This is a genomic window from Comamonas sp. MYb396 (genome assembly GCF_037479555.1).
Taxonomy (GTDB): domain Bacteria; phylum Pseudomonadota; class Gammaproteobacteria; order Burkholderiales; family Burkholderiaceae_C; genus Comamonas.
This window is the reverse complement of the sequence record NZ_JBBGYU010000003.1, coordinates 1-23,290: the sequence shown is the minus strand read 5'-3', so window position 1 is coordinate 23,290 and position 23,290 is coordinate 1. Positions and strand designations below refer to the sequence as shown.

General features: G+C 63.8%; 20 protein-coding genes. 12 read left to right on the top strand and 8 right to left on the bottom strand.

The window, feature by feature from the left end:
• Positions 1–63: 63 nt before the first annotated feature.
• A complete protein-coding gene (locus WH265_RS07975; protein ID WP_339557891.1) occupies positions 64–765 on the top strand; it encodes a haloacid dehalogenase type II in 702 nt (233 codons plus the stop codon).
• Between the two features lie 308 nt (positions 766–1,073).
• Here WH265_RS07975 and WH265_RS07970 read toward each other — a convergent pair whose 3' ends face one another.
• Positions 1,074–2,279 (bottom strand): M20 aminoacylase family protein, encoded by a 1,206-nt coding sequence (locus WH265_RS07970; RefSeq protein WP_021028679.1) that lies wholly within the window; start codon positions 2,277–2,279, stop codon positions 1,074–1,076.
• A gap of 258 nt (positions 2,280–2,537) precedes the next feature.
• Here WH265_RS07970 and WH265_RS07965 point away from each other — a divergent pair, with 258 nt between their 5' ends.
• Positions 2,538–4,631 (top strand): molybdopterin-containing oxidoreductase family protein, encoded by a 2,094-nt coding sequence (locus tag WH265_RS07965; RefSeq protein WP_339557890.1) that lies wholly within the window; start codon positions 2,538–2,540, stop codon positions 4,629–4,631.
• Positions 4,628–5,737 carry a M14 family metallopeptidase gene (locus WH265_RS07960; protein ID WP_339534682.1) on the top strand — a complete coding sequence of 370 codons (1,110 nt, stop codon included), beginning with the start codon at positions 4,628–4,630 and terminating at the stop codon, positions 5,735–5,737. Before WH265_RS07965 ends, WH265_RS07960 begins: the two co-directional genes overlap by 4 nt.
• Here WH265_RS07960 and WH265_RS07955 read toward each other — a convergent pair.
• Positions 5,718–6,302 carry a hypothetical protein gene (locus tag WH265_RS07955; protein WP_339557889.1) on the bottom strand — a complete coding sequence of 195 codons (585 nt, stop codon included), beginning with the start codon at positions 6,300–6,302 and terminating at the stop codon, positions 5,718–5,720. The two genes, WH265_RS07960 and WH265_RS07955, sit on opposite strands and share 20 nt — an antisense overlap.
• Before the next feature lie 126 nt (positions 6,303–6,428).
• Between WH265_RS07955 and WH265_RS07950 the strand changes: the two genes are divergently transcribed.
• Positions 6,429–7,694 carry a class I SAM-dependent methyltransferase gene (locus tag WH265_RS07950; RefSeq protein ID WP_339516217.1) on the top strand — a complete coding sequence of 422 codons (1,266 nt, stop codon included), beginning with the start codon at positions 6,429–6,431 and terminating at the stop codon, positions 7,692–7,694.
• A 10-nt stretch (positions 7,695–7,704) separates the two neighbouring features.
• Positions 7,705–8,040: a DUF1840 domain-containing protein gene (locus WH265_RS07945; protein ID WP_116926167.1), complete on the top strand. Its 336-nt coding sequence runs from the start codon at positions 7,705–7,707 to the stop codon at positions 8,038–8,040.
• 75 nt (positions 8,041–8,115) lie between these two features.
• On the opposite strand, the gene WH265_RS07940 is transcribed toward WH265_RS07945, so the two are convergent.
• From WH265_RS07940 to WH265_RS07930, 3 genes are all read right to left on the bottom strand, one after another.
• Entirely contained in the window at positions 8,116–9,102 is a 987-nt protein-coding gene (locus WH265_RS07940) for a tripartite tricarboxylate transporter substrate-binding protein (protein ID WP_021028656.1), read from the bottom strand.
• A gap of 336 nt (positions 9,103–9,438) precedes the next feature.
• On the bottom strand, positions 9,439–10,323 hold the full coding sequence (locus tag WH265_RS07935; protein WP_312987378.1) for a response regulator: 885 nt from the start codon (positions 10,321–10,323) through the stop codon (positions 9,439–9,441).
• A gap of 2 nt (positions 10,324–10,325) precedes the next feature.
• A complete protein-coding gene (locus WH265_RS07930) occupies positions 10,326–13,736 on the bottom strand; it encodes a hybrid sensor histidine kinase/response regulator (protein ID WP_339557888.1) in 3,411 nt (1,136 codons plus the stop codon).
• A gap of 259 nt (positions 13,737–13,995) precedes the next feature.
• Here WH265_RS07930 and urtA point away from each other — a divergent pair, with 259 nt between their 5' ends.
• The 7 genes from urtA to WH265_RS07895 all read left to right on the top strand — a co-directional run bounded on the left by urtA (position 13,996) and on the right by WH265_RS07895 (position 20,629).
• Complete coding sequence (urtA, locus tag WH265_RS07925) at positions 13,996–15,243, top strand: urea ABC transporter substrate-binding protein (RefSeq protein ID WP_021028658.1); 1,248 nt, start codon at positions 13,996–13,998, stop codon at positions 15,241–15,243.
• 80 nt (positions 15,244–15,323) lie between these two features.
• Complete coding sequence (gene urtB, locus WH265_RS07920; protein WP_021028659.1) at positions 15,324–16,238, top strand: urea ABC transporter permease subunit UrtB; 915 nt, start codon at positions 15,324–15,326, stop codon at positions 16,236–16,238.
• A gap of 32 nt (positions 16,239–16,270) precedes the next feature.
• A complete protein-coding gene (gene urtC, locus WH265_RS07915; protein ID WP_445228509.1) occupies positions 16,271–17,455 on the top strand; it encodes an urea ABC transporter permease subunit UrtC in 1,185 nt (394 codons plus the stop codon).
• Positions 17,456–17,469: 14 nt separating this feature from the next.
• Positions 17,470–18,213, top strand: a complete 744-nt coding sequence (urtD, locus tag WH265_RS07910) for an urea ABC transporter ATP-binding protein UrtD (protein WP_021028661.1) — start codon at positions 17,470–17,472, stop codon at positions 18,211–18,213.
• A 10-nt stretch (positions 18,214–18,223) separates the two neighbouring features.
• The gene (gene urtE / locus WH265_RS07905; protein WP_116926172.1) at positions 18,224–18,913 is read left to right on the top strand and encodes an urea ABC transporter ATP-binding subunit UrtE; all 690 of its coding nucleotides are present in this window, start codon (positions 18,224–18,226) and stop codon (positions 18,911–18,913) included.
• Positions 18,914–18,975: 62 nt separating this feature from the next.
• Positions 18,976–20,199, top strand: a complete 1,224-nt coding sequence (gene fmdA / locus WH265_RS07900) for a formamidase (protein ID WP_339557886.1) — start codon at positions 18,976–18,978, stop codon at positions 20,197–20,199.
• 61 nt (positions 20,200–20,260) lie between these two features.
• Positions 20,261–20,629 (top strand): zinc ribbon domain-containing protein, encoded by a 369-nt coding sequence (locus tag WH265_RS07895; protein WP_339557885.1) that lies wholly within the window; start codon positions 20,261–20,263, stop codon positions 20,627–20,629.
• Between the two features lie 208 nt (positions 20,630–20,837).
• Here WH265_RS07895 and WH265_RS07890 read toward each other — a convergent pair whose 3' ends face one another.
• The 3 genes from WH265_RS07890 to WH265_RS07880 form a co-directional block, all read right to left on the bottom strand.
• Positions 20,838–22,118, bottom strand: a complete 1,281-nt coding sequence (locus WH265_RS07890) for a choice-of-anchor D domain-containing protein (RefSeq protein ID WP_339557884.1) — start codon at positions 22,116–22,118, stop codon at positions 20,838–20,840.
• Between the two features lie 418 nt (positions 22,119–22,536).
• Positions 22,537–22,737 carry a hypothetical protein gene (locus WH265_RS07885; RefSeq protein WP_339557883.1) on the bottom strand — a complete coding sequence of 67 codons (201 nt, stop codon included), beginning with the start codon at positions 22,735–22,737 and terminating at the stop codon, positions 22,537–22,539.
• 154 nt (positions 22,738–22,891) lie between these two features.
• Positions 22,892–23,290 (bottom strand): hypothetical protein (locus WH265_RS07880; RefSeq protein ID WP_339557882.1); only part of this gene is annotated, 399 nt, incomplete at its 5' end.

Genomic DNA, 23,290 nt, shown 5'->3' with positions numbered 1-23,290 from the left:
ATAGGGCGCCTGCCCGTGCTGGCGCATGCTCGGCGGTGTTTTTTCTTTGTTGGAAACCCATCCATGGCTGTAGCGCACCCCCAGATTCTGGCGTTTGACGTATTTGGCACCGTGGTGGACTGGCACGGCAGCATCGCGCGCGAAATGGCCGCCCGCTATCCCCAGGCCGATGGCGACGCCTTTGCCTTGGCCTGGCGCAAGGGCTACCAACCGGCGATGGACCTGGTGCGCCAGGGCCAGCTGGGCTGGACGCGCATGGATGTGCTGCACCGCCGCATCCTGGACGGCATCCTGCCGCAGTTTGGGCTGGGCGGCATGCCCGAGGCCGAGCGCGCCGAGCTGAACCGGGTCTGGCACCGGCTGTCCCCCTGGCCCGATGCCGTTGCCGGCCTGCAGCGGCTCAAAAGCCGCTTTGTCATTACGCCGCTGTCCAACGGCAATATTGCCTTGCTGACCCATATGGCCAAGAACGCCGGGCTGCCCTGGGATTGTGTGCTGTCGGCCGAAGTTTTTCAGGCTTATAAGCCCGATCCCCGGGCGTATCTGGGTGTGGCGGATGTTTTTGGGGTGGAGGCTTCCTCCGTCATGCTCGTTGCTGCGCATCACAGTGATTTGGCGGCGGCTCGGGGGTGTGGGTTGCAGACGGCGTATATCCAACGGCCCCATGAATACGGATCCAACCAACCCAAAGATGTAACCCCCCAACCAAACAACACCTACCACTGCAGCAGCATCCTTGACTTAGCCGATCAGCTGGGGTGTTGAGTTCTTGTGCTGTTTTGGAGTTTGGACTGTTAATCGTGCTGAGGCGCCGATATAGGGCCTGATCCTTCGTTGCGCAGGCTTGCCGTACAGACGTACTGTCTGCGCCTGCGACGCCTCGTCTCAAGCCCTATCTCGGCGTTGGGGTAGTGGCGTGGGTGCTGCGCTTGCTTCTTGGGCCCGCTCCGGCATACCGGTGGATGGCAGGTGGTGCCTGGGTGGGGCGGGGTGGTTTCAGCTGTGTTTCAACGAAAAAGCGCCCGGGGTTGTCCTCGGGCGCTTTCTTTGTTTTTGTTCGCTGGTTTCGCTTCTTATTTCTTCGCTTGGGCCAGCCACTTGGTGGCCAGCTCTACCCAGTAGGTGGCGCCCAGGGGAATCAGGTCGTCGTTGAAGTCGTAGCTGGGGTTGTGCAGGGTGCAGGGGCCGCCGCCGTGGCCGATGGCGCGGTGGTCGCCTTCGCCGTTGGCGATGAAGCAGTAGGCGCCGGGCTTGGCTTGCAGCATGAAGGAGAAGTCTTCGGCGCCCATCGTGGGCTCTTGCGCTTTCACCTTATCGGCGCCGATGATGTCGACCATCACCTGGCGGGCGAACTCGGCTTCGGGGGCGCTGTTGACGGTGGCGGGGTAGTTGCGGTTGAAGTGGAACTCGCACTGGGCGTTGTTCATCGCGCAGCAGCCTTCGGCCACCTGGCGCATGCGCGATTCGATCAGGTCCAGCACTTCGGTGCGGAAGGTGCGCACCGTGCCTTGCAGCTCCACGCGGTCGGGGATCACGTTGTTGGCTTCGCCGCCGTGGATCATGGTCACGGAGATCACGCCGGTATCGAGCGGCTTCTTGTTGCGGGTGATGATGGTCTGGAAGGCGGTCACGATCTGGCAGGCGATCGGCACGGGGTCATTGCCCATGTGCGGCATCGCGCCGTGGCCGCCCTTGCCGGTGATGGTGATCTTGAAGTCGTTGCTGGAGGCCATCACCGGGCCGGGGCTGACAGCCATGTTGCCGGCGGCCATGCCGGGCCAGTTGTGCATGCCAAACACCGCCTGCATCGGGAATTTCTCGAACAGGCCGTCCTTGATCATCTCGCGCGCGCCGCCACCGCCTTCTTCGGCGGGCTGGAAGATCAGGTAGACCGTGCCGTCAAAATCGCGGAACTTGGAGAAGTGCTTGGCAGCGGCCAGCAGCATGGCGGTGTGGCCGTCATGGCCGCAGGCGTGCATCTTGCCGGCATGGCGGCTGGCGTGGTCAAAGGTGTTGGACTCCTGCATCGGCAGCGCATCGATATCGGCGCGCAGGCCCACAGCCTGGCCGCTGGCGCCGCCGTCCTTGCCGTGCACGATGCCGACCACACCGGTGGTGCCCAGGCCTCGGTGGATCGGAATGCCCCATTCCGTCAGCTTGGCTGCCACCAGATCGGCCGTGCGCACTTCTTCAAAGCACAGCTCCGGGTGGGCGTGGATGTCTTTGCGGATCTGGGCGATGCTGGCCGCTTCGGCCACGATGGAATCAATCAGCTTCATGGAAAATCCTGTTGGCTACATGGGGGTGTATCTGTCTGGCGGCGCCTGCGGGGCCAAGGCATGGGCGGGCGGCGTGCCAAGCCCTCTATGGTGCAGCAAAGCCGGGCGCCCCTGCGCTGAAATGTCTTGGGAATAACCCTGGGCCTGGGCCCCGCTCGGAAACGTGCTGCACGCGACCCCAGGCCCTGCCATCTGGCGCTACCATGTGCAGCACAACTCTCCCCCCGATTTTGCGCCCGCCTGGGCGCCGCCACTGCCATGACCACCTCCGCTGCCACCACTACCGTTTTGGGGGCCTGCCCCCATGACTGCCCCGACACTTGCTCGCTGGTCACCACGGTGGTCGATGGCATAGCCACCAAGGTCAGTGGCAACCCCGCGCATGGGCATACCGGCGGCGTGCTCTGCGCCAAGGTGAGCAAGTACACCGAGCGCAGCTACCACGAAGACCGCGTACTGCAGCCGATGAAGCGGGTGGGGCCCAAGGGCAGCGGCCAGTTCCAGCCGGTGGGCTGGGACGAGGCGCTGGCCGATATCAGCGCGCGGCTGCACCGCATTGCGCAAACCGATCCGCAGGCCATCCTGCCCTACAGCTATGCCGGCACCATGGGCCTGGTGCAGGGTGAGAGCATGGACCGGCGCTTTTTCCACCAGCTGGGCGCCTCGCTGCTGGACCGCACCATCTGCGCCAGCGCGGGCTCCGAGGCCTTGCTGCACACCTATGGCGGCAAGCTGGGCATGCGGGTGCAGTTTTTTGCCGAGAGCCGGCTGATCCTCATCTGGGGCAGCAACAGCATTGGCAGCAACCTGCATTTCTGGCGCTATGCGATGGAGGCCAAGCGCCATGGCGCCAAGCTGGTCTGCATCGATCCGCGCAAGAGCGAGACCGCCGACAAATGCCATGAGCACCTGCAGCTGCTGCCCGGCACCGATGCGGCCTTGGCGCTGGCCTTGATGCATGAGCTGATCGCCAACGACTGGCTGGACCACGACTACATCGCCCAGCACACGCTGGGCTGGGATGCGCTGAAGGAACGTGCCTTGCAGTGGCCGCCCGAGCGCGCCGCCCAGGTCTGCGGCATCGATGCCGCGCAGATCCGCAGCCTGGCGCGCGACTATGGCACGACCGAGCGGGCGGCCATTCGCCTGAACTACGGCATGCAGCGTGCGCGCGGCGGCGGCAATGCGGTGCGGGCCGTCGCCTGCCTGCCAGCGCTCACCGGCGCCTGGCGCCACCGCGCAGGCGGCCTGCTGCTGTCGAGCTCCTCGTCAGCCCCGGCGCGCCGGGGGGCGCTGCAGATGCCGGCGCTCTTGGGCGCGCGCCAGCCCCGCACCGTCAACATGAGCACGATTGGCGATGCACTGCTCAAGCCCGCCAGTGCCGAGTTCGGCCCGCAGATTGCAGCGCTCATCTGCTACAACAGCAACCCGGTAGCCGTCGCCCCCGATTCGGCCAAGGTGGTCCAGGGCTTTGCCCGCGAGGATCTGTTCACCGTGGTGCTGGAGCACTTCATGACCGACACGGCCGACTATGCCGACTATGTGCTGCCCGCCACCAGCCAGCTCGAGCACTGGGACATCCACACCAGCTACGGCCACACCGATGTGCTGCTCAACCGCCCGGCCATTGCGCCGCTGGGCCAGGCGCGCAGCAATGCGCAGATCTTCCGTGACCTGGCAGCCCAAATGGCGCGCTACGACAGCGCCTTTGCCGCGCCGCATTTTGCCGACAGCGACGAAGAGCTGTGCCGCCAGGCGGTCGATCCCACGCGCATCCCGTTCGAGCAACTGCTGGACCAGGGCTTTGTCGCGCAGGACCTGCCCGACGCCCCTTTTGCCGAGGGCGGTTTTGCGACGCCCTCGGGCAAGTGCGAGTTCCACAGTGCGGCATTGGAGGCCATGGGCATCAACCCCTTGCCCGACTACCTGCCCAACCATGAGCTGCCCACGGCCAGCCATCCGCTGGCGATGATCTCGCCGCCGGCGCGCAATTTTCTCAACTCCACCTTCGTCAACGTGCGCAAGCTGCGCAGTGCCGAAGAGCGCCCGATGCTGGAGATGCACCCCAGCGATGCGCAAAGCCGCGAGATTGCCGATGGCGATCTGGTGCGCGTCTTCAACGGCCGGGGCGAGCATGTCTGCCATGCCAGCATCAATGGCCGCGCCCGGCCCGGCGTGGTGGTGGGGCTGGGCATCTGGTGGCGCAAGGACGGGCCCAATGGCACCAACGTCAACGAGCTGACCCACCAGCAACTGACCGATATCGGACGCGCACCGTCCTTTTATGACTGTGCGGTGCAGGTCGAGCGCATGGTCAATGCCGACATCCGCCACGGAGGTATCGCCGCATGAGCGCCGTAGAACAAGCCTTTTCAGCCAGCTATGCTGCAGCACGCCAGCAGTTTCTCGAGGCCGCCGCCTCCGCCGGCCTGGCGCTGCAGTCACAGCTCCATCCGTTGACCGGGGTAGAGGGCGAAGCGTTGGCCATGGATGTGGCCCGCGATGGCGCGATGGACGCCGACCAGCTGCTGATCCTCAGCAGCGCCTGCCATGGCATCGAAGGCTACTGCGGCAGCGGCGTGCAGGTCTATGCGCTGCGCGATGCCGAGTGGTTGGACAAGGCACGCAACGCCGGCGTGGCCGTGCTCTATGTGCATGCGCTCAACCCCCATGGCTTTTCCTACGGCCGGCGGGTGACGCAGGAGAACGTCGACCTGAACCGCAACTTTGTCGATTTCTCCCAGCCGCTGCCGGGCAACCCGGCTTATGACCAACTGCACGACGTGATCGTGCCCGCCCAGTGGCCGCCCACGGCCCAGGTGCAGCAGGCGATGCAGGACTTTATCGACGCGCATGGCCTCAAGGCCTGGCAGGCCGCGGTCGCCCAGGGCCAGTACCGCCATCCGCAAGGCGTGTTCTTTGGCGGCCAGGCCCCCACCTGGAGCAACCAGACCCTGCGCCAGGTGCTGCGCCAGCACGGCAGCCAGGCGCGCCAGATTGCCTGGATCGACGTGCACACCGGCCTGGGCCCCAATGGCTATGGCGAGCGCATCTTTACCGGCCCGCCCGGCGATGCGGCCATGCTGGCGCGGGCGCGCCGCTGGTGGGATGGCGCTGGTGCGACGCCAGTCACCTCGCTGGACGATGGAAGCTCCTCGTCGCCGCCGCTGACCGGCTTGCTGTGGAACAGCGTGGCGCAGGAATGCCCGCAGGCCGCCTTTACCGGTATGGCCCTGGAGTACGGTGTGCTGCCCGTGCATGCCACCTTGGATGCCTTGCGCGCCGACCACTGGCTGCACCAGCACCCCGAGGCGCCGGCAGACCAGCAAGCCGCCATCCACCAGCAGATGCGCGAAGCCTTCTACGACGAGAGCGTGGCCTGGAAGGGGCAGATCATCAGCCAGGCGCGGCAGGCGCTGTTCCAGACCGTCGATGGGCTCAGCCGCGAGGCGCGCTGACCTCAGGCTGAGCGACCTGCAGCGCGACCTGCTGGCAGCCCCAGTGGTGCAGGCATTCGCGCAGCAAGATCAACAGCGCCGCCTGCGCTGGCGTCAGCTGCAGGCCGCCGTGGCTGCCGCCCATCATGTACTGGGCATAGCGGTTGAACAGCTGCTCGATGGCGTCGGTCGTCTGCAGGGCAGCTTGCGGATCGTGCAGCTGCGCCGCCAGCGCTGCCATGTCCGGCGCGCGGCACAGCAAAGCCAGCTGGGGCCCCGGCGCTGGCCAGCTGCGGGTCAGCGGCATGATCTGGTCCTCCACCAGCTCAATCACCTGCTCCACCTGGCCGGCCCCTGCCGATGCGCGGCTCAGGTACTGTGTTGCCAATTGGCCATAGCCCAGTGGCAGATCGTGTCGAATAGGTGACGCGTTTTGCGGCGCCAGGCGCCAGACATGGCAGGCATCCGGGTCGGCTTGCAGCACCACCCAGTCATGGTCTGGAAAGCGCGCTTGCAGCGCGGCCAAACCCTGCAAAATCGCGGGGTTTGAAGGGCGGGTCGGGTCGGAGGGCAGGGATGTGGACATGGTCGCTGGGCAATGCTAAGCGCGCTTGATCGGCGCTGCTCGCTGTATCTTTTATACATATGCTGTCAGTAGGTGTGTCAGACAAATGCCATTGACGGCACGGAGCGGCGTCACACAATAAGTGGCATGAATATCCTGCAGTCCAAGCTCGAAGAGAAGCTGGCGGGTTTGCCAGTGTTGGTTGCCATCTCCATGCCCCAGGGCGGATGGATCGGTCCGCCGGACCAGGCGCAAGTACGTATCCGTTGCCACAATGCGGCGGCGCTGGCCTCGCTGGCGGCGGGCGATGTGGGGGTGGTCGGCGCGGCCATCGTCGAGGGCCATGTCGAGATCGAAGGCACGATGCGCGATGCCATGGCCGCAGCGGTGGCCTTGATGCCCGCCGACCCGGTGGCCGCACGCTCGACCTGGTGGAGCCGGCTGCTGGCGCGCTCCCGCTCGGCAGCGCTCCATACGCTGACCAAGGATTCCGAGCAGATCCAGTTCCACTACGACGTCTCGGACGACTTCTACGGCCTGTGGCTGGACCCGCGCCGCGTCTACTCCTGCGCCTACTATGCCGAGCCCGGCTACAGCCTGGCGCAGGCGCAGGAGGCCAAGCTCGATCTGATCTGCCGCAAGCTGCGGCTGCAGCCCGGCGAGCGTTTTCTGGATGTGGGCGCGGGCTGGGGCGGCCTGCTCTTGTGGGCGGCCGAGCACTATGGTATCGAGGGCACCGGCATCACCTTGTCGAAGAACCAGCATGCCTATGTCAACCGGCTGATCGAACAAAAAGGCCTGCAGGGCCGCGTCCGGATGCTGCTGAGCGACTACCGCCAGCTGCAGGTGGACCAGCCCTTTGACAAGCTCGCCTCGGTGGGCATGTTCGAGCATGTGGGCCGCGCGCATATGCAGGAGTACTTCAGCGTGCTCAAGCGCCTGATCAAGCCCGGCGGCTTGCTGATGAACCACGGCATCACCGCTGGCGGCACCGACAACGAACAGCTGGGCGCGGGCATGGGCGATTTCATCGAGAAATACATCTTCCCTGGCGGCGAGCTGATCCATGTCAGCGCCGTGCTCGAAGAGATGGCCCATGCCGGCTGGGAGATGGTAGACACCGACAACCTGCGCCCCCATTACGCCAAGACCTTGTGGGCCTGGTCCGATGCGCTGGAGGCGCAGCTGGGTGAGGCGCTGGCCATCCTCTCACACAAGGGCAACCCCGCGCAGGCGGCCAAAACGCTGCGCGCCTACCGCCTCTACCTGGCCGGTTGCGCCACCGGTTTTGAGCATGGCTGGGTGGCGCTGCACCAGATGCTGGCTGTCATGCCCGATAGATCGATGACGACAGGGACCATGCCTGGTGCACAATCACAATACCCGTTCACCCGGGACTATATGTATCGATAAGGAGCGCACCGTGCTATTCAAATTCAAATCGCAGGCCACTGCAGACATGATCATGCTCGAGCCCGATGCCCGCAAGGTGCTGCAGATCATCGGCAAGGACGCCTCGCCACGCGGCATCATTACCACCGACCAGATTCCGCAGGCCATTGCTGCGCTCCAGGCCGCCGTGGCCGCTGAGGACGAGCGCGCGCAGGCGGCCAAAACCCAGGATCTGGACCAGGACCCCGAAGACGCCGACGGCCAGGATGTGAAGGCCAGCGTCGGCCTCAAGCAGCGGGCGGTGCCCTTTATCGAGATGCTGCGCCGCAGTGCGGCCGAGCAGGCCGATGTGGTCTGGGGCGGTTGATACGGACAGTAGCAACGCACTGCATCCAACGAAAAAAAGACTGCCGAGGCAGTCTTTTTGCATGGGGGCTGAGGATCAATCGGCGAAGGTGCCTGCGGCCTTGATGATCGGCGTCCACTTGGCGATCTCGGCCTGCACAAAGGCCTTGTGGCCTTCGGGCGTGATGCGCTGGTCGGTGGCGACCACGGCGCTCAGGTTTTCGGACTTCTTGATGAACTCGGGGTCCTTCAAGGCGACCTTCAGCGCGTCGTTGACCTTTTTCAGGATGTCGGCCGGCGTGCCCTTGGGGGCGTACAGGCCGTGCCAGATCGTCACTTCAAAGCCGTTCAGGCCTTCTTCCTGCAGGGTCGGCAGGTCCTTGAGCGATGGCGTGGTCAGGCGCTTGTTGGTGGTCACCGCATAGGCCTTGACCTTCTTGCCCTCAATCTGGCCGGTGGTGTTGGTGGTCTGGTCGCAGAGCACATCGACCTGGTTGCCCATCAGGTCGGCAATCGCCGGAGCGGCGCCCTTGTATGGCACGGCGGTCAGCGGGATCTTCAGGGTGCTTTGCAGCAGCAGGCCGCACAGGTGCGAGGCAGAACCGATACCGGCATTGGCCAGGTTGACCTTGTCCTTTTCCTTGTTCAGGTAGGCGGCCAGTTCCTTGTAGTTGTTCGGTGCCAGGGTGGGCTTGCCGATCAGGGTCATCGGCACGTCGTTGATGATGCCCAGGTATTCGAAGTCCTTGGTCACATCGAAGGACAGCTTGCGGTAGAGGATGGGGGCCGTGGCCACGCCGATGTGGTTGAGCAGCAGCGTGTAGCCGTCTGGTTTGGCACGGGCGGCCTTGGCCATGCCAATGGTGCTGCCTGCGCCGTCGGCATTGTCGATGACCACGGTCACGCCGTTGAGGGGCTTGCGCAGTGCTTCGGCCAGGTCGCGTGCCACGCGGTCGGTGGGGCCGCCTGCCGTGAACGGCACGACGATGGTGATGGGCTTGTTGGGGTAGGAGGCGTCGGCATAGGCGCCGGTGGCGGTAGCGGCCGCCAGGGCCAGTGCAGTCCATTGCATCATCTTGTTCATAACGGCTTGTCTCTCTTGAATGGGAAAAAGAGTGCCATCCTAACGAGAACAGACTGGGGTTTTTTCTAAGGTAAACCCTTGTTTTTCCTGAGTGTTTCGAGTTTTTGACAAAGGCTTTTTTCGCGAACTTAAAGCCAAATGGCCGCCCGGCTCAACCACGGTTTATCAGGGCTGCTATCAATATTGATAGTTGAAATGTCGTAAGCCTTGGGCGAAATGTCGTGCGCCCAGAGGCAGTGATGGACATTTATTTGCGCTGGCGCAAGCCGTTTGGCCCGCAACCAGGGGCTTTCAAGCCAAGCAATATCCGTAGCCTTCCTATGGCTTTCACCGAGCTTACGCCGCCAGCGAGCCGCTGACGATGGCAGCCGCCGCAGCGCGGGTCTCCACGCCGAGCTTTTCAAACACATGCTCCAGGTGCTTGTTGACGGTGCGCGGGCTCATGCCCAGGATCTGCGCAATGTCGCGGTTGGTCTTGCCCTTGGCCAGCCAGCCCAGCACTTCCGTCTCGCGCGGAGTCAGCGCCGCGTCCTGCAGGCGTTGGGTGCTGGCGCGCAGGCCCTCATGGCCCAGGCGCAGCACCAGCATGCGCTCGCCAATGCCCACTTCGCCCACCGACTGGGCCAGCAGGCTGCCGCTGCCCAGCGGGTGCTGGGCCGCCGTATCCCAGGCCGACTGCAACCAGGCCGTTGCCGCTGCCGCGCTGGCGCCAAAGGCCTGCTCCAGCCACAGCGCCGCTTGCGGTGAGCGCCAGGCCAGGCGCCCCTGGCGGTCGAGCACCACCACGCCCATGCCGGCCACATCGACCGCGGCCTGGGCCATGCGGCCCACATGGGCGTTGTGCATATGGCGGGCCAGGCGCGCCAGCACCTCGGGCAGCTTCAGCGGTTTGACGACATAGTCCACGCCGCCGCAGGCAAAGCCCTCGACGATATGGTCGGTCTCCGACAGCCCGGTCATGAAGATGACCGGCACATGGGCCCAGGCCGGGTGGGCCTTGATCTTGCGGCACAGCGAAAAGCCGCTCTCGCCGGGCATCACGCAGTCGAGCAGTACGGCGTCCGGCGTGGCGATCTCCAGGCGCTCCAGCGCCTCGGCCGCATTGCGGGCGACCAGCACGGTGTAGTCCTGCTGACTGAGCGCGTCGCAGAGAAATCCCAGGGTCTCGACGGCATCGTCCACGACGAGGACAACACCGGCATGGGGCGTGAAAGTGGGCATGGTCAGCGGTCCGCAGGCCCTGCAGGCCCGAGGCTCTCCAGAATGAGGGGGAAGTCAAAACGCTGGGCAGCGGCATCGAGGGCCTGCAGCGTGCCGCGCGATTGGGGGTGGCTGGCCTGGGCGGCCGCCAGCAGTTTGCGCAGGCCGGCGCCATCGCCAAAGCGCGCCAGGCGCGTGATGTCCGACTGCAGATCCGGCGGCAGGGGCGGCTCCTGCGGCGCCGGTGGCGGCACTGCGGGGGCCGTAGCCGCTGAGCTGGCAGACCCAGCCGAGCCAGTGGCCATGTCTTCTATCCATTCGAGCTTCAGCAGCCAGGCCAGCGTGTCCATCAGCTCGGACTCCAGCACCGGTTTGCCGACAAAGGCCTGGCAGCCGGCGCGCTCGAGCTGCTCGGGCTGGTTCTCGAACAGGTCGGCCGAGACGATGACGATGGGCAGGTGCACGGCGCTGTACTGCTGGCGCACCAGCGCAGCGGTCTGCCAGCCGCTCAGGTCATCCATGCTCAGGTCCAGCAAGATGGCATCGGGCGGCGTGTCGCGGATGATCTCCAGGCATTCCTGGCCGCTGGCCGCCTCCAGCACGGTAAAGCCCAGCGGGATCAGCACGCCGGCGATCAGCTGGCGGTGGATGGGCTGGTCATCGACCAGCAGCAGCGTTCTGCGCGGGCCCAGGTAGCCGCCGATAAAGGGCCGGGCCTGGGGCTGGCCGGCCAGTGCGCGCGGCGGGTTGTGCACTTCGCTCAGGTACAGGCGCACCGAGAACGTGCTGCCCTGGCCGGGCGTGCTCTGCAGGCTCAGCTCCCCGCCCATCAGCAAGGTCAGCATGCGGGTGATGGTCAGGCCCAGGCCGGTGCCGGTGCTGGCGGCGCGGCGCCCGGCGCTGCCCCGCTCAAAGGGCATGAAGATGCGCTCATGGTCCTGCGGCGCGATGCCGATGCCGGTGTCGCGGATGTCAAAGCGCACCACATCGCTGTGGCAGTCCACCTGCAGGCGGATGCTGCCGCTGTCGGTAAAGCGGATGGCATTGCCCAGCAGGTTGATCAGAATCTGGCGCAGGCGCTTGGCATCCGCCCGCACCCAGGCTGGAATGCGGCCCTGCGTCTGCAGCTCGAACTGCAGGCCCTTGGCCTCGGCCTGGGGCCGCACCATGCGGTTGACCGCTTCGAGAAACTCGGGGAACTGCAGCGGCGCCGGGTCCAGCCGCAGGCGCCCGGCCTCGATGCGTGCCAGGTCCAGCAGCTCGTCGATCAGCGAATGCATGTGCTGGCCGCTGTGCAGCATGGTGCTGATGTTCTCGTGCGCGGGGCCGGGCAGGTCGCTACGCCGCAGCAGCAGCTGGGCATAGCCCAGGATGCTGGTCAGCGGCGTGCGCAGCTCATGGGCCATGCCGGCCACATAGCGTGACTTGGCCTGGTTGGCCGCCTCGGCATGCTCCTTGGCGGCCTGCAGCTGGGCATCGGTGCGCTGGTGGGCCTCGATCTCCTGCATCAGCATCTGCGTCTGGCGCTCGGACTCCTCACGCGCCATGCGCCGGCTGTCCTTGGCCAGCACCAGCCACCAGGCGTAGAGCGCGCACAGCAGCGCCAGCAGCGAGAACGCGCGCACAAAGGCCCAGCGCAGATCCGTCTGCCCGGGCGAGAGGCTTTGCTGCATATAGACCACGAACAGGGCCAGCGCCATGGGGCTGGTCAGCAGCAGCACCGTGCCCGCATAGGACGCCAGCCGAAAGTTGATGCTGCGCTGGATACGCTGGGGCAGCAGGCTCTCGTAGAGGCTGCGCCACTGCACCTGGGCGCGTGCCGTGCTGGGCTTGCAGCGGTCATGGCAGCGCGAATCGAGCGAGCAGCACAGCGAGCAGATCGGCGCGCCATAGGCGGGGCAGGCGGCCATGTCGGCGCGCTCGAACTGGTTCTGGCAGACAGCGCACTGCAGCTGCGCAGCCTCGAACTGCGCGGGCTGGCGGGCGATATACCAGCGCCCGCCGGTGGCCCAGGCCAGCAGCGGCGATACCAAAAGCGCAATGGCCAGCGCGATATAGGGCGCAAAGGCGCTGGCCAGCTCGCCCAGCAGGCCGCTGTAGGCAATGCCGGCGGCCAGCGCGGCAATGCCCATGGCGCCCAGGCCGACGGGGTTGAGGTCGTGCAGGTAGGCGCGGCGGAACTCGGTGCCCGTCGGGCTCAGGCCCAGCGGCTTGTTGATGACCAGATCGGCCACCAGCGCGCCGACCCAAGCGACTGCGATATTGCTGTAGATGCCCAGCACCTTCTCCAGCGCGCTGAACACGCCCAAGGTCATGATCAGCATCGCGATCATCACGTTGAATACCAGCCACACGACGCGGCCGGGGTGGCTGCGGGTGAGGCGCGAGAACACATTGGACCAGGCCAGCGACCCGGCATAGGCATTGGTCACATTGATTTTGATCTGCGCCATGATGACGAAGACCAGCGTAATCCAGAGGGCGACGCCCGGGTCCTGCACGATCTTGCCAAAGGCGGTGAGGTAGAGGTGGGTGGGATCGGAGGCCTCGGCCACGGTCGAGCCAAACTGCAGCGCCACATAGGCCAGGTAGGCGCCGCCCAGCATGCGCGCCGCACCCACCAGAATCCAGCCGGGCCCGCCCATCAGCACGCAAAACCACCAGCGGCCCCGGTTGGAGGCCGTCTTGCGCGGCATGAAGCGCAGGTAATCGACCTGCTCGCCCACCTGCACGATCAGCGCAAAGATCACCGTGCTGGCCGAGCCGAAATACAGCCAGTTGAAATCGGCGCTGCCCGAGGTCAGGCCCGACAGGCCCGGCAGCTCCTGCACAAACTGCGGCTGCTGGAAGGCCAGCCACAGGTAGGGGGCCAGCAGCATCACGGCCCACAGCGGCTGGGTCCAGGCCTGCAGCTTGGAGATGAAGGTGACGCCATAGAGCACCATCGGTATCACCACCAGCGCGCACAGCACATAGCAGACCACCAGCGGCCAGCCCAGCGCCATCTGCACCGCCAGCGCCATGATGGCCGCCTCCAGCGCAAAGAAGATAAAGGTGAAGGTGGCGTAGACCAGCGAGGTGATGGTCGAGCCCAGGTAGCCAAAGCCGGCGCCCCGGGTGAGCAGGTCCATGTCCAGCCCATAGCGCGCCGCGCAGACCGAGATGGGCCAGGCCGTCAGAAAAATGACGATGCCCATCACCGCAATGGCCCAGGCGGCGCTGCTAAAGCCATAGGCCAAGGTGATGGTCGCGCCAATCGCCTCCAGCGCCAGAAAGGACAGCCCGCCCATCGCCGTGTTCAGCAGCTGCCATTCGCTCCAGCGCCGGGCCTTTTGCGGCGTATAGCGCAGTGCGTAGTCCTCCATGGTCTCGTCGGCCACCCAGGCGTTGTATTCGCGGCGGATCGGAAAGATCTTTTGGGACGGCTTGGTCATCACAGGCAGCGCACAGGCGCTGGGGGCAAGGGATCCGCAGACTAAGCAATATTCAGGCCACGGCAAGGCTGGTGCGGCCGGCGAGGTGCGGCCGGCGAGGTGCACCCCAAGGCGCGTTGGGCGAGCAAGCTTAGCCCGCTGTGGCTACGCAGGGGCTACGTCAAATGACGTATGGGTGTTTGGCAGCTGCACTTTTAGAGTGGCTACAGGTTTCAACCCGTTACCAGTTCAGCCCGCTGAACCACTTGAGGAGAAAAGCATGTCTCAGGATTTCCATCAGTCGCTTCGCCGCCGCCGTCTCTTGCAAGGCCTGGGTGCCATCAGCGTGGCGGGTCTGCCCATGCTGGCCCGCGCCCAGACCCCGCCCACCGCCCAGGTCAACACCACCAAGCTGGCCGTCACCGATACCGAGGTGGTGGTCGGGCAGCTGCACTCGTCGACCGGCACCATGGCGATCTCCGAGACCGGTTCGATCCAGGCCGAGCAACTGGCCATTGACCAGATCAACGCGATGGGCGGTGTGCTGGGCCGCAAGATCCGCGTGATCAAGGAAGATGGCGCCTCCGACTGGCCCACCTTTGCCGAAAAAGCCAAGAAGCTGCTCATCAGCGACCATGTGGCCACCGTGTTTGGCTGCTGGACTTCGGCCTCGCGCAAGGCCGTGCTGCCGGTCTTCGAGAAGGAAAACGGCCTGCTCTACTACCCCACCTTCTACGAAGGCCTGGAGCAGAGCAAGAACGTCATCTACACCGGCCAGGAAGCGACCCAGCAGATTCTGTACAGCCTCGATTGGGCCAAGAAGGAAAAGAACGCCTCCAAGGTGTTCCTGGTGGGCTCGGACTACATCTGGCCACGTACCTCGATGAAGATTGCGCGCAAGCACATCGAGACCTTCCAGAAGGGCAAGGTCGTTGGCGAGGAGTACTACCCGCTCAGCAACACCAACTTCAACTCGCTGATCAACAAGATCAAGGTGGCCAAGCCCGATCTGATCTTTGCCGCTGTCGTGGGTGGCTCCAACGTGGCCTTCTACAAGCAGCTCAAGGCCGCAGGCATCACCGGCGACAAGCAGTTCCTGGTGACCCTGTCGGTGACCGAGGACGAAATGCTGGGCATTGGCGGCGAGAACTTTGCCGGCTTCTACTCGAGCATGAAGTACTTCCAGACGCTGGACAACCCCAACAACAAGAAGTTTGTCGAGGCCTTCAAGGCCAAGTACGGCCCCAAGTCGGTCATCGGCGATGTGACCCAGGCCGGCTACCTGGGCCCCTGGTTGTGGAAGGCCGCTGTCGAGAAGGCTGGCAGCTTCGATGTCGACAAGGTCGTGGCCGCCTCGCCGGGCATCGAGCTGAACACGGCGCCCGAAGGCTACGTGAAGATCGACGCCAACCACCACCTCTGGAGCAAGTCGCGCATTGCGCAAGGCCTGCCGGACGGGACTTTCAAGGTGGTGTCCGAGTCGCCCGAACTGATCAAGCCTGATCCCTTCCCCAAGGGCTACCAGTAAATCAGGACTCCGAGAGCGGGCCCCGGGGCATTCCCCCGAGGCCCGCATTTCCGCCGACCACCACCCGACAAGAGAGCGCCATGACTTTTTCTGAAATGATGAATATCGGGCTGATGCAGGGCTTTGCAGGCCTCAGCCTGTTTGCGGTATTGCTGCTGATGGGCCTGGGCCTGGCGATTATTTTTGGCCAGATGGGTGTCATCAACATGGCGCATGGCGAGTTCATGACCATCGGTGCCTACACCGTGTTCATGGCCTCCACCTTGGTGGAAGCCCATGCCCCGGCCTGGATGCCTTACTACTTCCCCTTGTCGATCGTGGCGGCCTTTGTGTTGGCGTTTGTGCTGGGCTGGCTGGCTGAGTGGGCGTTGATACGGCACCTGTACAAGCGCCCGCTCGATACCCTGCTGGCCACCTGGGGCCTGAGCCTGGGGCTGCAGCAGGTGTTCCGCACGGTGATCGGCCCCAAAGAGGTGAGCCCCACCCTGCCCGACTGGCTGATGGGTTCCTGGTCGCCCAGTGAGGGGCTGGACATTCCGATCAACGGCATGTTTGTGCTGGCGCTGGCGCTGCTGGTGACGGCCGGCGTGCTGATTGCGCTCTACCGCAGCCGCTGGGGCCTGCGGGTGCGCGCCACGGTCAGCAACCGCGTGATGGCCAACGCCATCGGCATCAATACCAAGAAGACCGACCGCCTGACCTTTGCCATTGGCTGCGGGGTGGCGGGCATTGCCGGGGCGGCCTTCACCACCATCGGCTCGACCGGGCCCACCTCCGGCTCGCTCTACATCGTGGATTCGTTCCTGGTCGTCACCTTTGGCGGCGCCGCCAGCCTGCTGGGCACCGTGGCATCGGCCTTTGGCATTGCCCAGGTGCAGTCGATCACGGAGTTCTTCCTGAGTGGCTCCATGGCCAAGGTGCTGACCTTGTCCTTCATCGTCGTGGTCTTGATGCTGCGGCCCCAAGGTCTGTTTGCCAGCAAGGTGCGCCGCTAAAGCCGGTGCAAAGGATGACAACCATGAAAGATATGCGTGTGTGGCTGGAGCGAACCGGCCTGGGCCATGTGGCCATCCTGGCCGTCGTGCTGCTGGCACTGCTGCCGCTGGGGCTGGACATCTTCCGCCTGAACCTGGTGGGCAAGTACCTGTGCTATGCGTTTGTGGCCGTGGGCCTGGTGATGCTCTGGGGCTGGGGCGGCGTGCTGAGCCTGGGCCAGGGCGTGTTCTTTGGCCTGGGGGGCTACGCGATGGCCATGTTCCTCAAGCTCGAAGCCTCGGACAAGGTCAGCACCGCGATCCAGTCCACGCCGGGCATCCCCGACTTCATGGACTGGAACCAGCTCACCGCGCTGCCGCTGTGGTGGACGCCGTTCGAGTACCTGCCGTTTGCGTTGTTTGCGGTGGTGGCAGTGCCCGCGCTGCTGGCCTTCATCATTGGTTTTGCGATGTTCCGCCGCCGCGTGGGCGATGTCTACTTTGCCATCATCACCCAGGCGGTGGCGCTGATCCTGACGGTGCTGATCATCGGCCAGCAGGGCTACACCGGCGGCGTCAACGGCATGACCGATCTGCGCACGATGCTGGGCTGGGACATCCGCACCGACAGCGCCAAGTACATCCTCTACTACGTCTGTTGCGGCCTGCTGCTGCTGTCGGTCGTCGCCTGCCTCTGGATCCAGAAGAGCAAGCTGGGCACCTTGCTGCTGGCGATGCGCGACAAGGAAGACCGCGTGCGCTTCTCCGGCTACGACGTGTCGATGTTCAAGGTCTTTGTGTTCTGCCTGGCCGCTGCGATATCGGGCATTGGTGGCGCGATGTTTGCACTGCAGGTGGGCTTTATGTCGCCATCGATCGTCGGCATTGTGCCCTCGATCGAGATGGTGATCTTTGCCGCTGTTGGTGGCCGCATGAGCCTGGTGGGGGCCGTCTACGGCGCGCTGCTGGTCAACTTTGGCAAGACCTATTTCTCCGAGACCTTCCCTGATCTGTGGATGTTCTGCATGGCGGGCCTGTTCATCGTCGTGACCATGTTCTTCCCCAATGGCCTGGCGGGCCTGTATGCCAGCAAGGTCAGGCCGCTGCTGGCCCGGCGCGCAGCCAAACCGGTCAGCACACCCAGCCACGGCGCCGGCCCTGCCAGCACCAAGCCCGCAACCACCAGCAGCAAAGCGCAGGAGCCGGTCGCCGGCAAGCCTGCGGCCGAAGGCGTCTGAACCAGGAGCACGCAATGAGCAATACCGATTTTGCACTGGCGGTGGAGGGGTTGACGGTCTCCTTTGACGGCTTCAAGGCCATCGAGGACCTGACCCTCTATGTCGACAAGAACGAGCTGCGCGTGATCATCGGCCCCAACGGCGCGGGCAAGACCACCTTGCTCGACCTGATCTGCGGCAAGACCAAGGCCAGCAGCGGCAGCATCAAGTTCCAGAACCAGGAGCTGACGGGCATGGACGAGTACCTGCGCGTGCGCAAGGGCATAGGCCGCAAGTTCCAGACGCCTTCGATCTACGAGAACCTGTCGGTCTTCAAGAACCTGGAGGTGTCCTACCCCGAGGGGCGCTCGGTGTTTGGCGCGCTGCGCTTTCAGTGCACGCCGGCCGTGCAGCAGCGCGTGCAGGCGGTGGCGCAGGAGATTGGCCTGGACCATGTGCTGGAGATGGAATCGGGCCTGCTGTCGCACGGGCAAAAGCAGTGGCTGGAGATTGGCATGCTGCTGATGCAGGAGCCCGAGCTGCTGATGCTGGACGAACCGATTGCCGGCATGAGCGCGCGCGAGCGCGAGCTGACGGCCGATCTGCTCAAGCGCATCTGCGTGGGCCGCTCGGTGATCGTGATCGAGCACGACATGGAGTTTGTTGCCCGCATTGCGCACAAGGTCACCGTCATGCACCAAGGCAAGATTCTGGCCGAGGGCTCGATGGAGGCCGTGCAGTCCGATCCCAAAGTCATCGATGTCTACCTGGGCCACTGAGGAGCCGCATATGCTGAAAGTCAACGATATCCACGTGGCCTACGGACAGAGCGAGGCGCTGCACGGCATCTCCTTCGAAGGCCGGCCCAACGAAACCCTGGCCATCATGGGCCGCAACGGCATGGGCAAGACCACCTTGTTCAAGGCGCTGATGGGCGTGCTGCCGCTCAAGAGCGGGGCGGTGCAGGTGGCGGGGCAGGATGTGTCGCGCGACGAGAGCTATCTGCGCGTGGCCAAGGGCATTGCCTATGTGCCCCAGGGCCGCATGATCTTCCCGACCCTGAGCGTCGAGGAGAACATCGAGACCGGCCTGGAAAATTCCCGTGACCGCAAGATTCCCGATGAGATCTATGCGCTGTTCCCGGTGCTGTGGGACATGCGCCGGCGCAAGGGCGGCAACCTCTCGGGCGGGCAGCAGCAGCAGCTGGCCATTGCCCGCGCGCTGGTCACCAACCCCAAGGTGCTGCTGCTCGACGAGCCCACCGAGGGCATCCAGCCGTCCATCATCAAGGACATCGCCAAGGCGCTCAACGAGATCCGCAAGATGCGCGAGATCACCATCGTCGTCTCCGAGCAGGTGCTGCATTTTGCGATGGATGTGGCCGACCGGCTCTTCGTGATCGAGGGCGGCCGCATCGTGCACGAGACCGACCGCGCCAACACCAACGAGGCCCACATCAAGTCGTACCTGTCGGTTTGACACCGCTTGCGCGGGCCGCCCGCGCGTTTCTTGTTCCATTGACTGCATCACAGGAGTTGCACATGCCCGAAACCCTGATCAAGGTTGATCTGTCCCAACCGGCCCCTTCCAACGAGAAGGTGCACAACCGCTGGCACCCCGATATTCCGATGGCCTGCTGGGTCAACCCCGGCGATGACTTTGTGCTGGAGACCTACGACTGGACGGGGGGCTTCATCCAAAACAACGACAGCGCCGACGATGTGCGCGATGTGGACCTGACCACGGTGCACTACCTCTCGGGCCCGGTCGGCGTCAAAGGGGCAGAGCCCGGTGACCTCTTGGTGGTGGACCTGCTCGACATCGGTGCCAAGGACGAGAGCCAGTGGGGCTTCAACGGCTTTTTCTCGCAGAAGAACGGCGGCGGGTTCCTGACCGACCACTTCCCGTCGGCGCAGAAGTCGATCTGGGATTTCCAGGGCATGTTCACCACCTCGCGCCATATCCCTGGCGTGCGCTATGCCGGCCTGATCCACCCGGGCCTGATCGGCACCTTGCCCGATCCCAAGATGCTCGAGACCTGGAATGCGCGCGAGCAGGCGCTGATCGACACCAACCCGGACGGCAACCTGGCCAACCCGCCCTTCATGGCGACGGCGCACATGGGCCAGCTCAAGGGTGAGGCGCGCGACAAGGCCGCCGCCAGCGGCGCGCGCACCGTGCCCCCGCGCGAGCATGGCGGCAACTGCGACATCAAGGACCTCTCGCGCGGCTCCAAGATCTTCTTCCCGGTCTATGTCGATGGCGCCGGCCTGTCGGTGGGCGATCTGCACTTCAGCCAGGGCGATGGCGAAATCACCTTCTGCGGCGCCATCGAGATGGCCGGCTGGGTGCACATGAAGGTGTCCATCATCAAGGGCGGCATGGCCAAGTACGGCATCAAGAACCCGATCTTCAAGCCCAGCCCCATCGTGCCGACCTACAACGACTATGTGATCTTTGAAGGCATCAGCGTCGACGAATCGGGCAAGCAGTACTACCTGGATGTGAACGTGGCCTACAAGCAGGCCTGTCTCAACGCCATCGAGTACCTGAAGAAGTTTGGCTACTCGGGCGCGCAGGCCTATTCCATCCTCGGCACTGCCCCGGTGCAAGGCCATATCAGCGGCGTGGTGGACGTACCCAATGCCTGCGCCACCCTGTGGCTGCCCACGCAGATCTTTGACTTCGACATCAACCCGAATGCCTCCGGCCCGGTCAAGTACCTGGATGGCAGCATCGACATGCCGATCTCGTACGACAAGTAATTGCTGGCTTGCGCGGGCCGCAGCGCCGGCCCGCTTTTATCTTTTTGTGCAGGAGACTTTGATGCCCACCTATGACTACGCCTGCCAGCACTGCGGCGCGTTCGACGCGCTGCGCCGCCTGTCCGACCGCAACCTGGCCTGCGCCTGCCCGCAGTGTGGCGCGGCCTCCGAGCGCGTCATCACCCAGGCCCCGCGCCTGGCCTGCACATCTCCCCAGCAGCGCCGCGCCGCCGAGGTCAACGAGCGCGCCCGCCATGCGCCGCGCATGTCGCGCGACAACGACCCTGCTGCGGGCAACTATGGGCGGCTGCGGCATCCGAGTGGGTGCGGATGTTGCAGTGGGGGCGCCAAGACCGGTAGCGCTGCGGTTGCGGCGCAGCCAGCGCTGAAAAGCCAGGTGGGGAATCGGCCTTGGATGATTAGCCACTGAGGCGTGACTCCGCGACCTCCCGGCAACGGGATGCGGCGTTTATCCCCGCTATTCGCCGCAGTTTGTGCGGCGAATAGCGCTTGCCGTCCAACGCTTGCATGCGGCCCAAGAGAAAGCCTCCCTGGCACGTATAGACGCCAAGGAGGCTGAAAGGCTTTCAGGCGGCTCAAGGAATGATGGACCCCGCGCGCTGCGAAGCCCAGGCCGTTCAGGCGGCGTCTTTTTTGTTCCTGCGGCGCAGGCCCAGCCAGGCGGCCAGGCCCAGTACGCCCAGCGAGGCTGCACCTGCGGCTCCTGCAATGGGCACGGGCACGGCGGCAGTGGGAATCACTGGTGGCGCAGTGACGCCAGCGCCTGTGATCGTGACCGATCGCGTCGTGGTCACGGGGGCGGTGAATGGGAAGGTCAGCGTGGCATTGGCCGCGCCAACCTGGGTAGGCGCGTATTGCAGCGTGACCGTGCATGCGCCCGCTGCAGGCAAGGTGGTGTTGGAGCAGGTGTCGGCTGTCAGGCTGAACTCTGCGCCCAGACTGTGGATCAGTCTGGCGACATCCAAAGGCAACGAGCCCACCCCATTGCTCAGGCTGATGGTTTGCTGCACCGTATTGCCCACGATGACGTTGCCAAAATCCAGAGCCGTCGGGCTGATCGCAAAATCCATTGCTGCCACTTCCAGGCGCAGGCTGGCCTGGTTGGTCACGCCGCCTGCCGTGGCGCTCAGCACAATGTCTTGCACATCTCCTGGGCTCGCATCCTGGGCGACCGTGATGTTCACCACCACGGTTTGCGACGCCAATGGGCTCAGTGCTACGGGGGACGCAGGGCTGACTATGCTGGCGCTCCAGCCTGCTGGCAAGCTGTTGAGCGCCAATTCAGCGTTGACATCACTGCCGGCATTGAAGTTTTGAATGCTGAAGCTGCGTGTGATGGTTTGGCCAGGGACTACGGCGTCATTGGCCGGCGCAAAGACTTGCAAGGCGCCGGGGTCTGACCAAATTTCGGTGGCCTCAACGGCCCAGCGTGCGCCGGGTGCCAAGCTGGCTCTGTTCCACTGCAGGTAATAGCCTGCGTCTTGGTAGTTCGCATCGGCGGTACTGCTTAACTGGCCTGTTAAAGCTTGTTGGTTTCCTGCGCTATAGAAACCTGCGAAATACGCGGAAGCGGGTGTGGCTGGGTTGGCATAAAAGCCCATATAGCCGGTTGCTGCAAACGAGTCATTGCTGATGTAGACCATGCTGTTGTTGGCGTCATACCAACTGCGCGCCGAGTCAATGCCACCGAAGTAGCTGTCACCGCCATGGAAGAAACGCAGGTCGTTAAAAGTGTTGCTGCCCGTGTTCTCCAGTTCCCAGCGCTTGAGAATTTGTCTGTCACCATTCACATAGCTGAAGATTTGCGTGAATTGCACGCCACTGCTGCCGAGGGTGGTGACGGTGGTGATCGTGTAAGGGTCTCCAGCGGTGCCGCTGCCAGTGCGCACGTTGCTCACGGGAGCGACGGTTGGGCTCCCTCCGTAGCCAGTGGAATAGCGCGCCAGGGCATTGACGCCATCCAGGAAAATAACTGAACCCCAATCACTTTGACCGAAATACTGCCAGGCGCGATTGCCTGCCTGGTCAAGCCACACTGAAGGCCTACCGGTATCGGTCACACAGGCCTCCAAAGGATTCGGGGCTGAGGCATTAAAGCATTGCGTTTCTGCATAGCTGGCGGCACTGCCTGCCGTCAGACCAGCCAGCACCAGGGTTTGGGTAAAAGATCGGGAAACAGACATGAACGGAACTTCTCCATATTAAAAAAGCAATGCGCCTGTAGCGCAGATTCGCGTTGGCGAAGTGGCGACAGGCGGGGCATCAAGGCTTTGACCTTCAAGGCCATGGGCATTTACAACAATGCGATGTCCTTTTTTAACATTCTGTTAACTGTTTATCTATCCCTAGATTCAGGTAATTTGCAGCTTCATTTCTTCTCTTTGCAGCCATTCCAATACTCAAAAACTGCCATTGAATCCGTGGAGTTCGCATTCGCTTGGCGTGGTCGTTTGCGAGTCCAATGGATTCCCCTTGTTTTAATAGACAGTCTTTAGCTTCAAGCTCGAAGTTCTTCATAGTCTATGGCGCAGAGTCATCGTGGCCTTACGCCTCAACGCTCCTCAGTCATATTCGCCCTGGTGCCTGTATCTTTTGGAACTGGTGGCAGCAATGTCAATGCCCGACATACTTCCCAAAAAGAACTAGTTCAGAGAGGGCGCGATTGCTTCTTTTAGTGGGCCCAGTGAGAAGCGGGCTCTGGCGGATTGATGTTTTCATTTCTCGGGAATGTGGCAAGAGGACAGATAGCCACACTGCACGACGTCAGTGGCTGATTTGACCATCCGCTGAAAATCTCTAATGAGGGAAATTCTGTTTTGGCCATTCTTCGGTATTTAAAATAAAATTCGCACGAGCAGCATTGGTGGTTCACTTCATCGGCCTGCCGCAGCAACGGAGATAGATCAGAATATTTGCAACGACCCAGCCTATGCCTGCGGTGATTACAAACGCTATTTGCCGCAAATCTTGCGGTTAATAAACCAGACAAATCACTGAAGCGACTTGGCGCAGGCATGGCGCCGCGCCCAAACAAAACGGCCACATCGCCTTGGGCGATGTGGGCGTTTTT

Excerpts from the sequence above, each read along its gene's own strand:
- WH265_RS07975 (WP_339557891.1), top strand. The coding sequence starts at position 64 with ATGGCTGTAGCGCACCCCCAGATTCTGGCGTTTGACGTATTTGGCACC.
- WH265_RS07970 (WP_021028679.1), bottom strand. The coding sequence starts at position 2,279 with ATGAAGCTGATTGATTCCATCGTGGCCGAAGCGGCCAGCATCGCCCAG.
- WH265_RS07965 (WP_339557890.1), top strand. The coding sequence starts at position 2,538 with ATGACCACCTCCGCTGCCACCACTACCGTTTTGGGGGCCTGCCCCCAT.
- WH265_RS07960 (WP_339534682.1), top strand. The coding sequence starts at position 4,628 with ATGAGCGCCGTAGAACAAGCCTTTTCAGCCAGCTATGCTGCAGCACGC.
- WH265_RS07955 (WP_339557889.1), bottom strand. The coding sequence starts at position 6,302 with ATGTCCACATCCCTGCCCTCCGACCCGACCCGCCCTTCAAACCCCGCG.
- WH265_RS07950 (WP_339516217.1), top strand. The coding sequence starts at position 6,429 with ATGAATATCCTGCAGTCCAAGCTCGAAGAGAAGCTGGCGGGTTTGCCA.
- WH265_RS07940 (WP_021028656.1), bottom strand. The coding sequence starts at position 9,102 with ATGAACAAGATGATGCAATGGACTGCACTGGCCCTGGCGGCCGCTACC.
- WH265_RS07935 (WP_312987378.1), bottom strand. The coding sequence starts at position 10,323 with ATGCCCACTTTCACGCCCCATGCCGGTGTTGTCCTCGTCGTGGACGAT.
- WH265_RS07930 (WP_339557888.1), bottom strand. The coding sequence starts at position 13,736 with ATGACCAAGCCGTCCCAAAAGATCTTTCCGATCCGCCGCGAATACAAC.
- urtA (WP_021028658.1), top strand. The coding sequence starts at position 13,996 with ATGTCTCAGGATTTCCATCAGTCGCTTCGCCGCCGCCGTCTCTTGCAA.
- urtB (WP_021028659.1), top strand. The coding sequence starts at position 15,324 with ATGACTTTTTCTGAAATGATGAATATCGGGCTGATGCAGGGCTTTGCA.
- urtC (WP_445228509.1), top strand. The coding sequence starts at position 16,271 with ATGCGTGTGTGGCTGGAGCGAACCGGCCTGGGCCATGTGGCCATCCTG.
- urtD (WP_021028661.1), top strand. The coding sequence starts at position 17,470 with ATGAGCAATACCGATTTTGCACTGGCGGTGGAGGGGTTGACGGTCTCC.
- urtE (WP_116926172.1), top strand. The coding sequence starts at position 18,224 with ATGCTGAAAGTCAACGATATCCACGTGGCCTACGGACAGAGCGAGGCG.
- fmdA (WP_339557886.1), top strand. The coding sequence starts at position 18,976 with ATGCCCGAAACCCTGATCAAGGTTGATCTGTCCCAACCGGCCCCTTCC.
- WH265_RS07895 (WP_339557885.1), top strand. The coding sequence starts at position 20,261 with ATGCCCACCTATGACTACGCCTGCCAGCACTGCGGCGCGTTCGACGCG.
- WH265_RS07885 (WP_339557883.1), bottom strand. The coding sequence starts at position 22,737 with ATGAAGAACTTCGAGCTTGAAGCTAAAGACTGTCTATTAAAACAAGGG.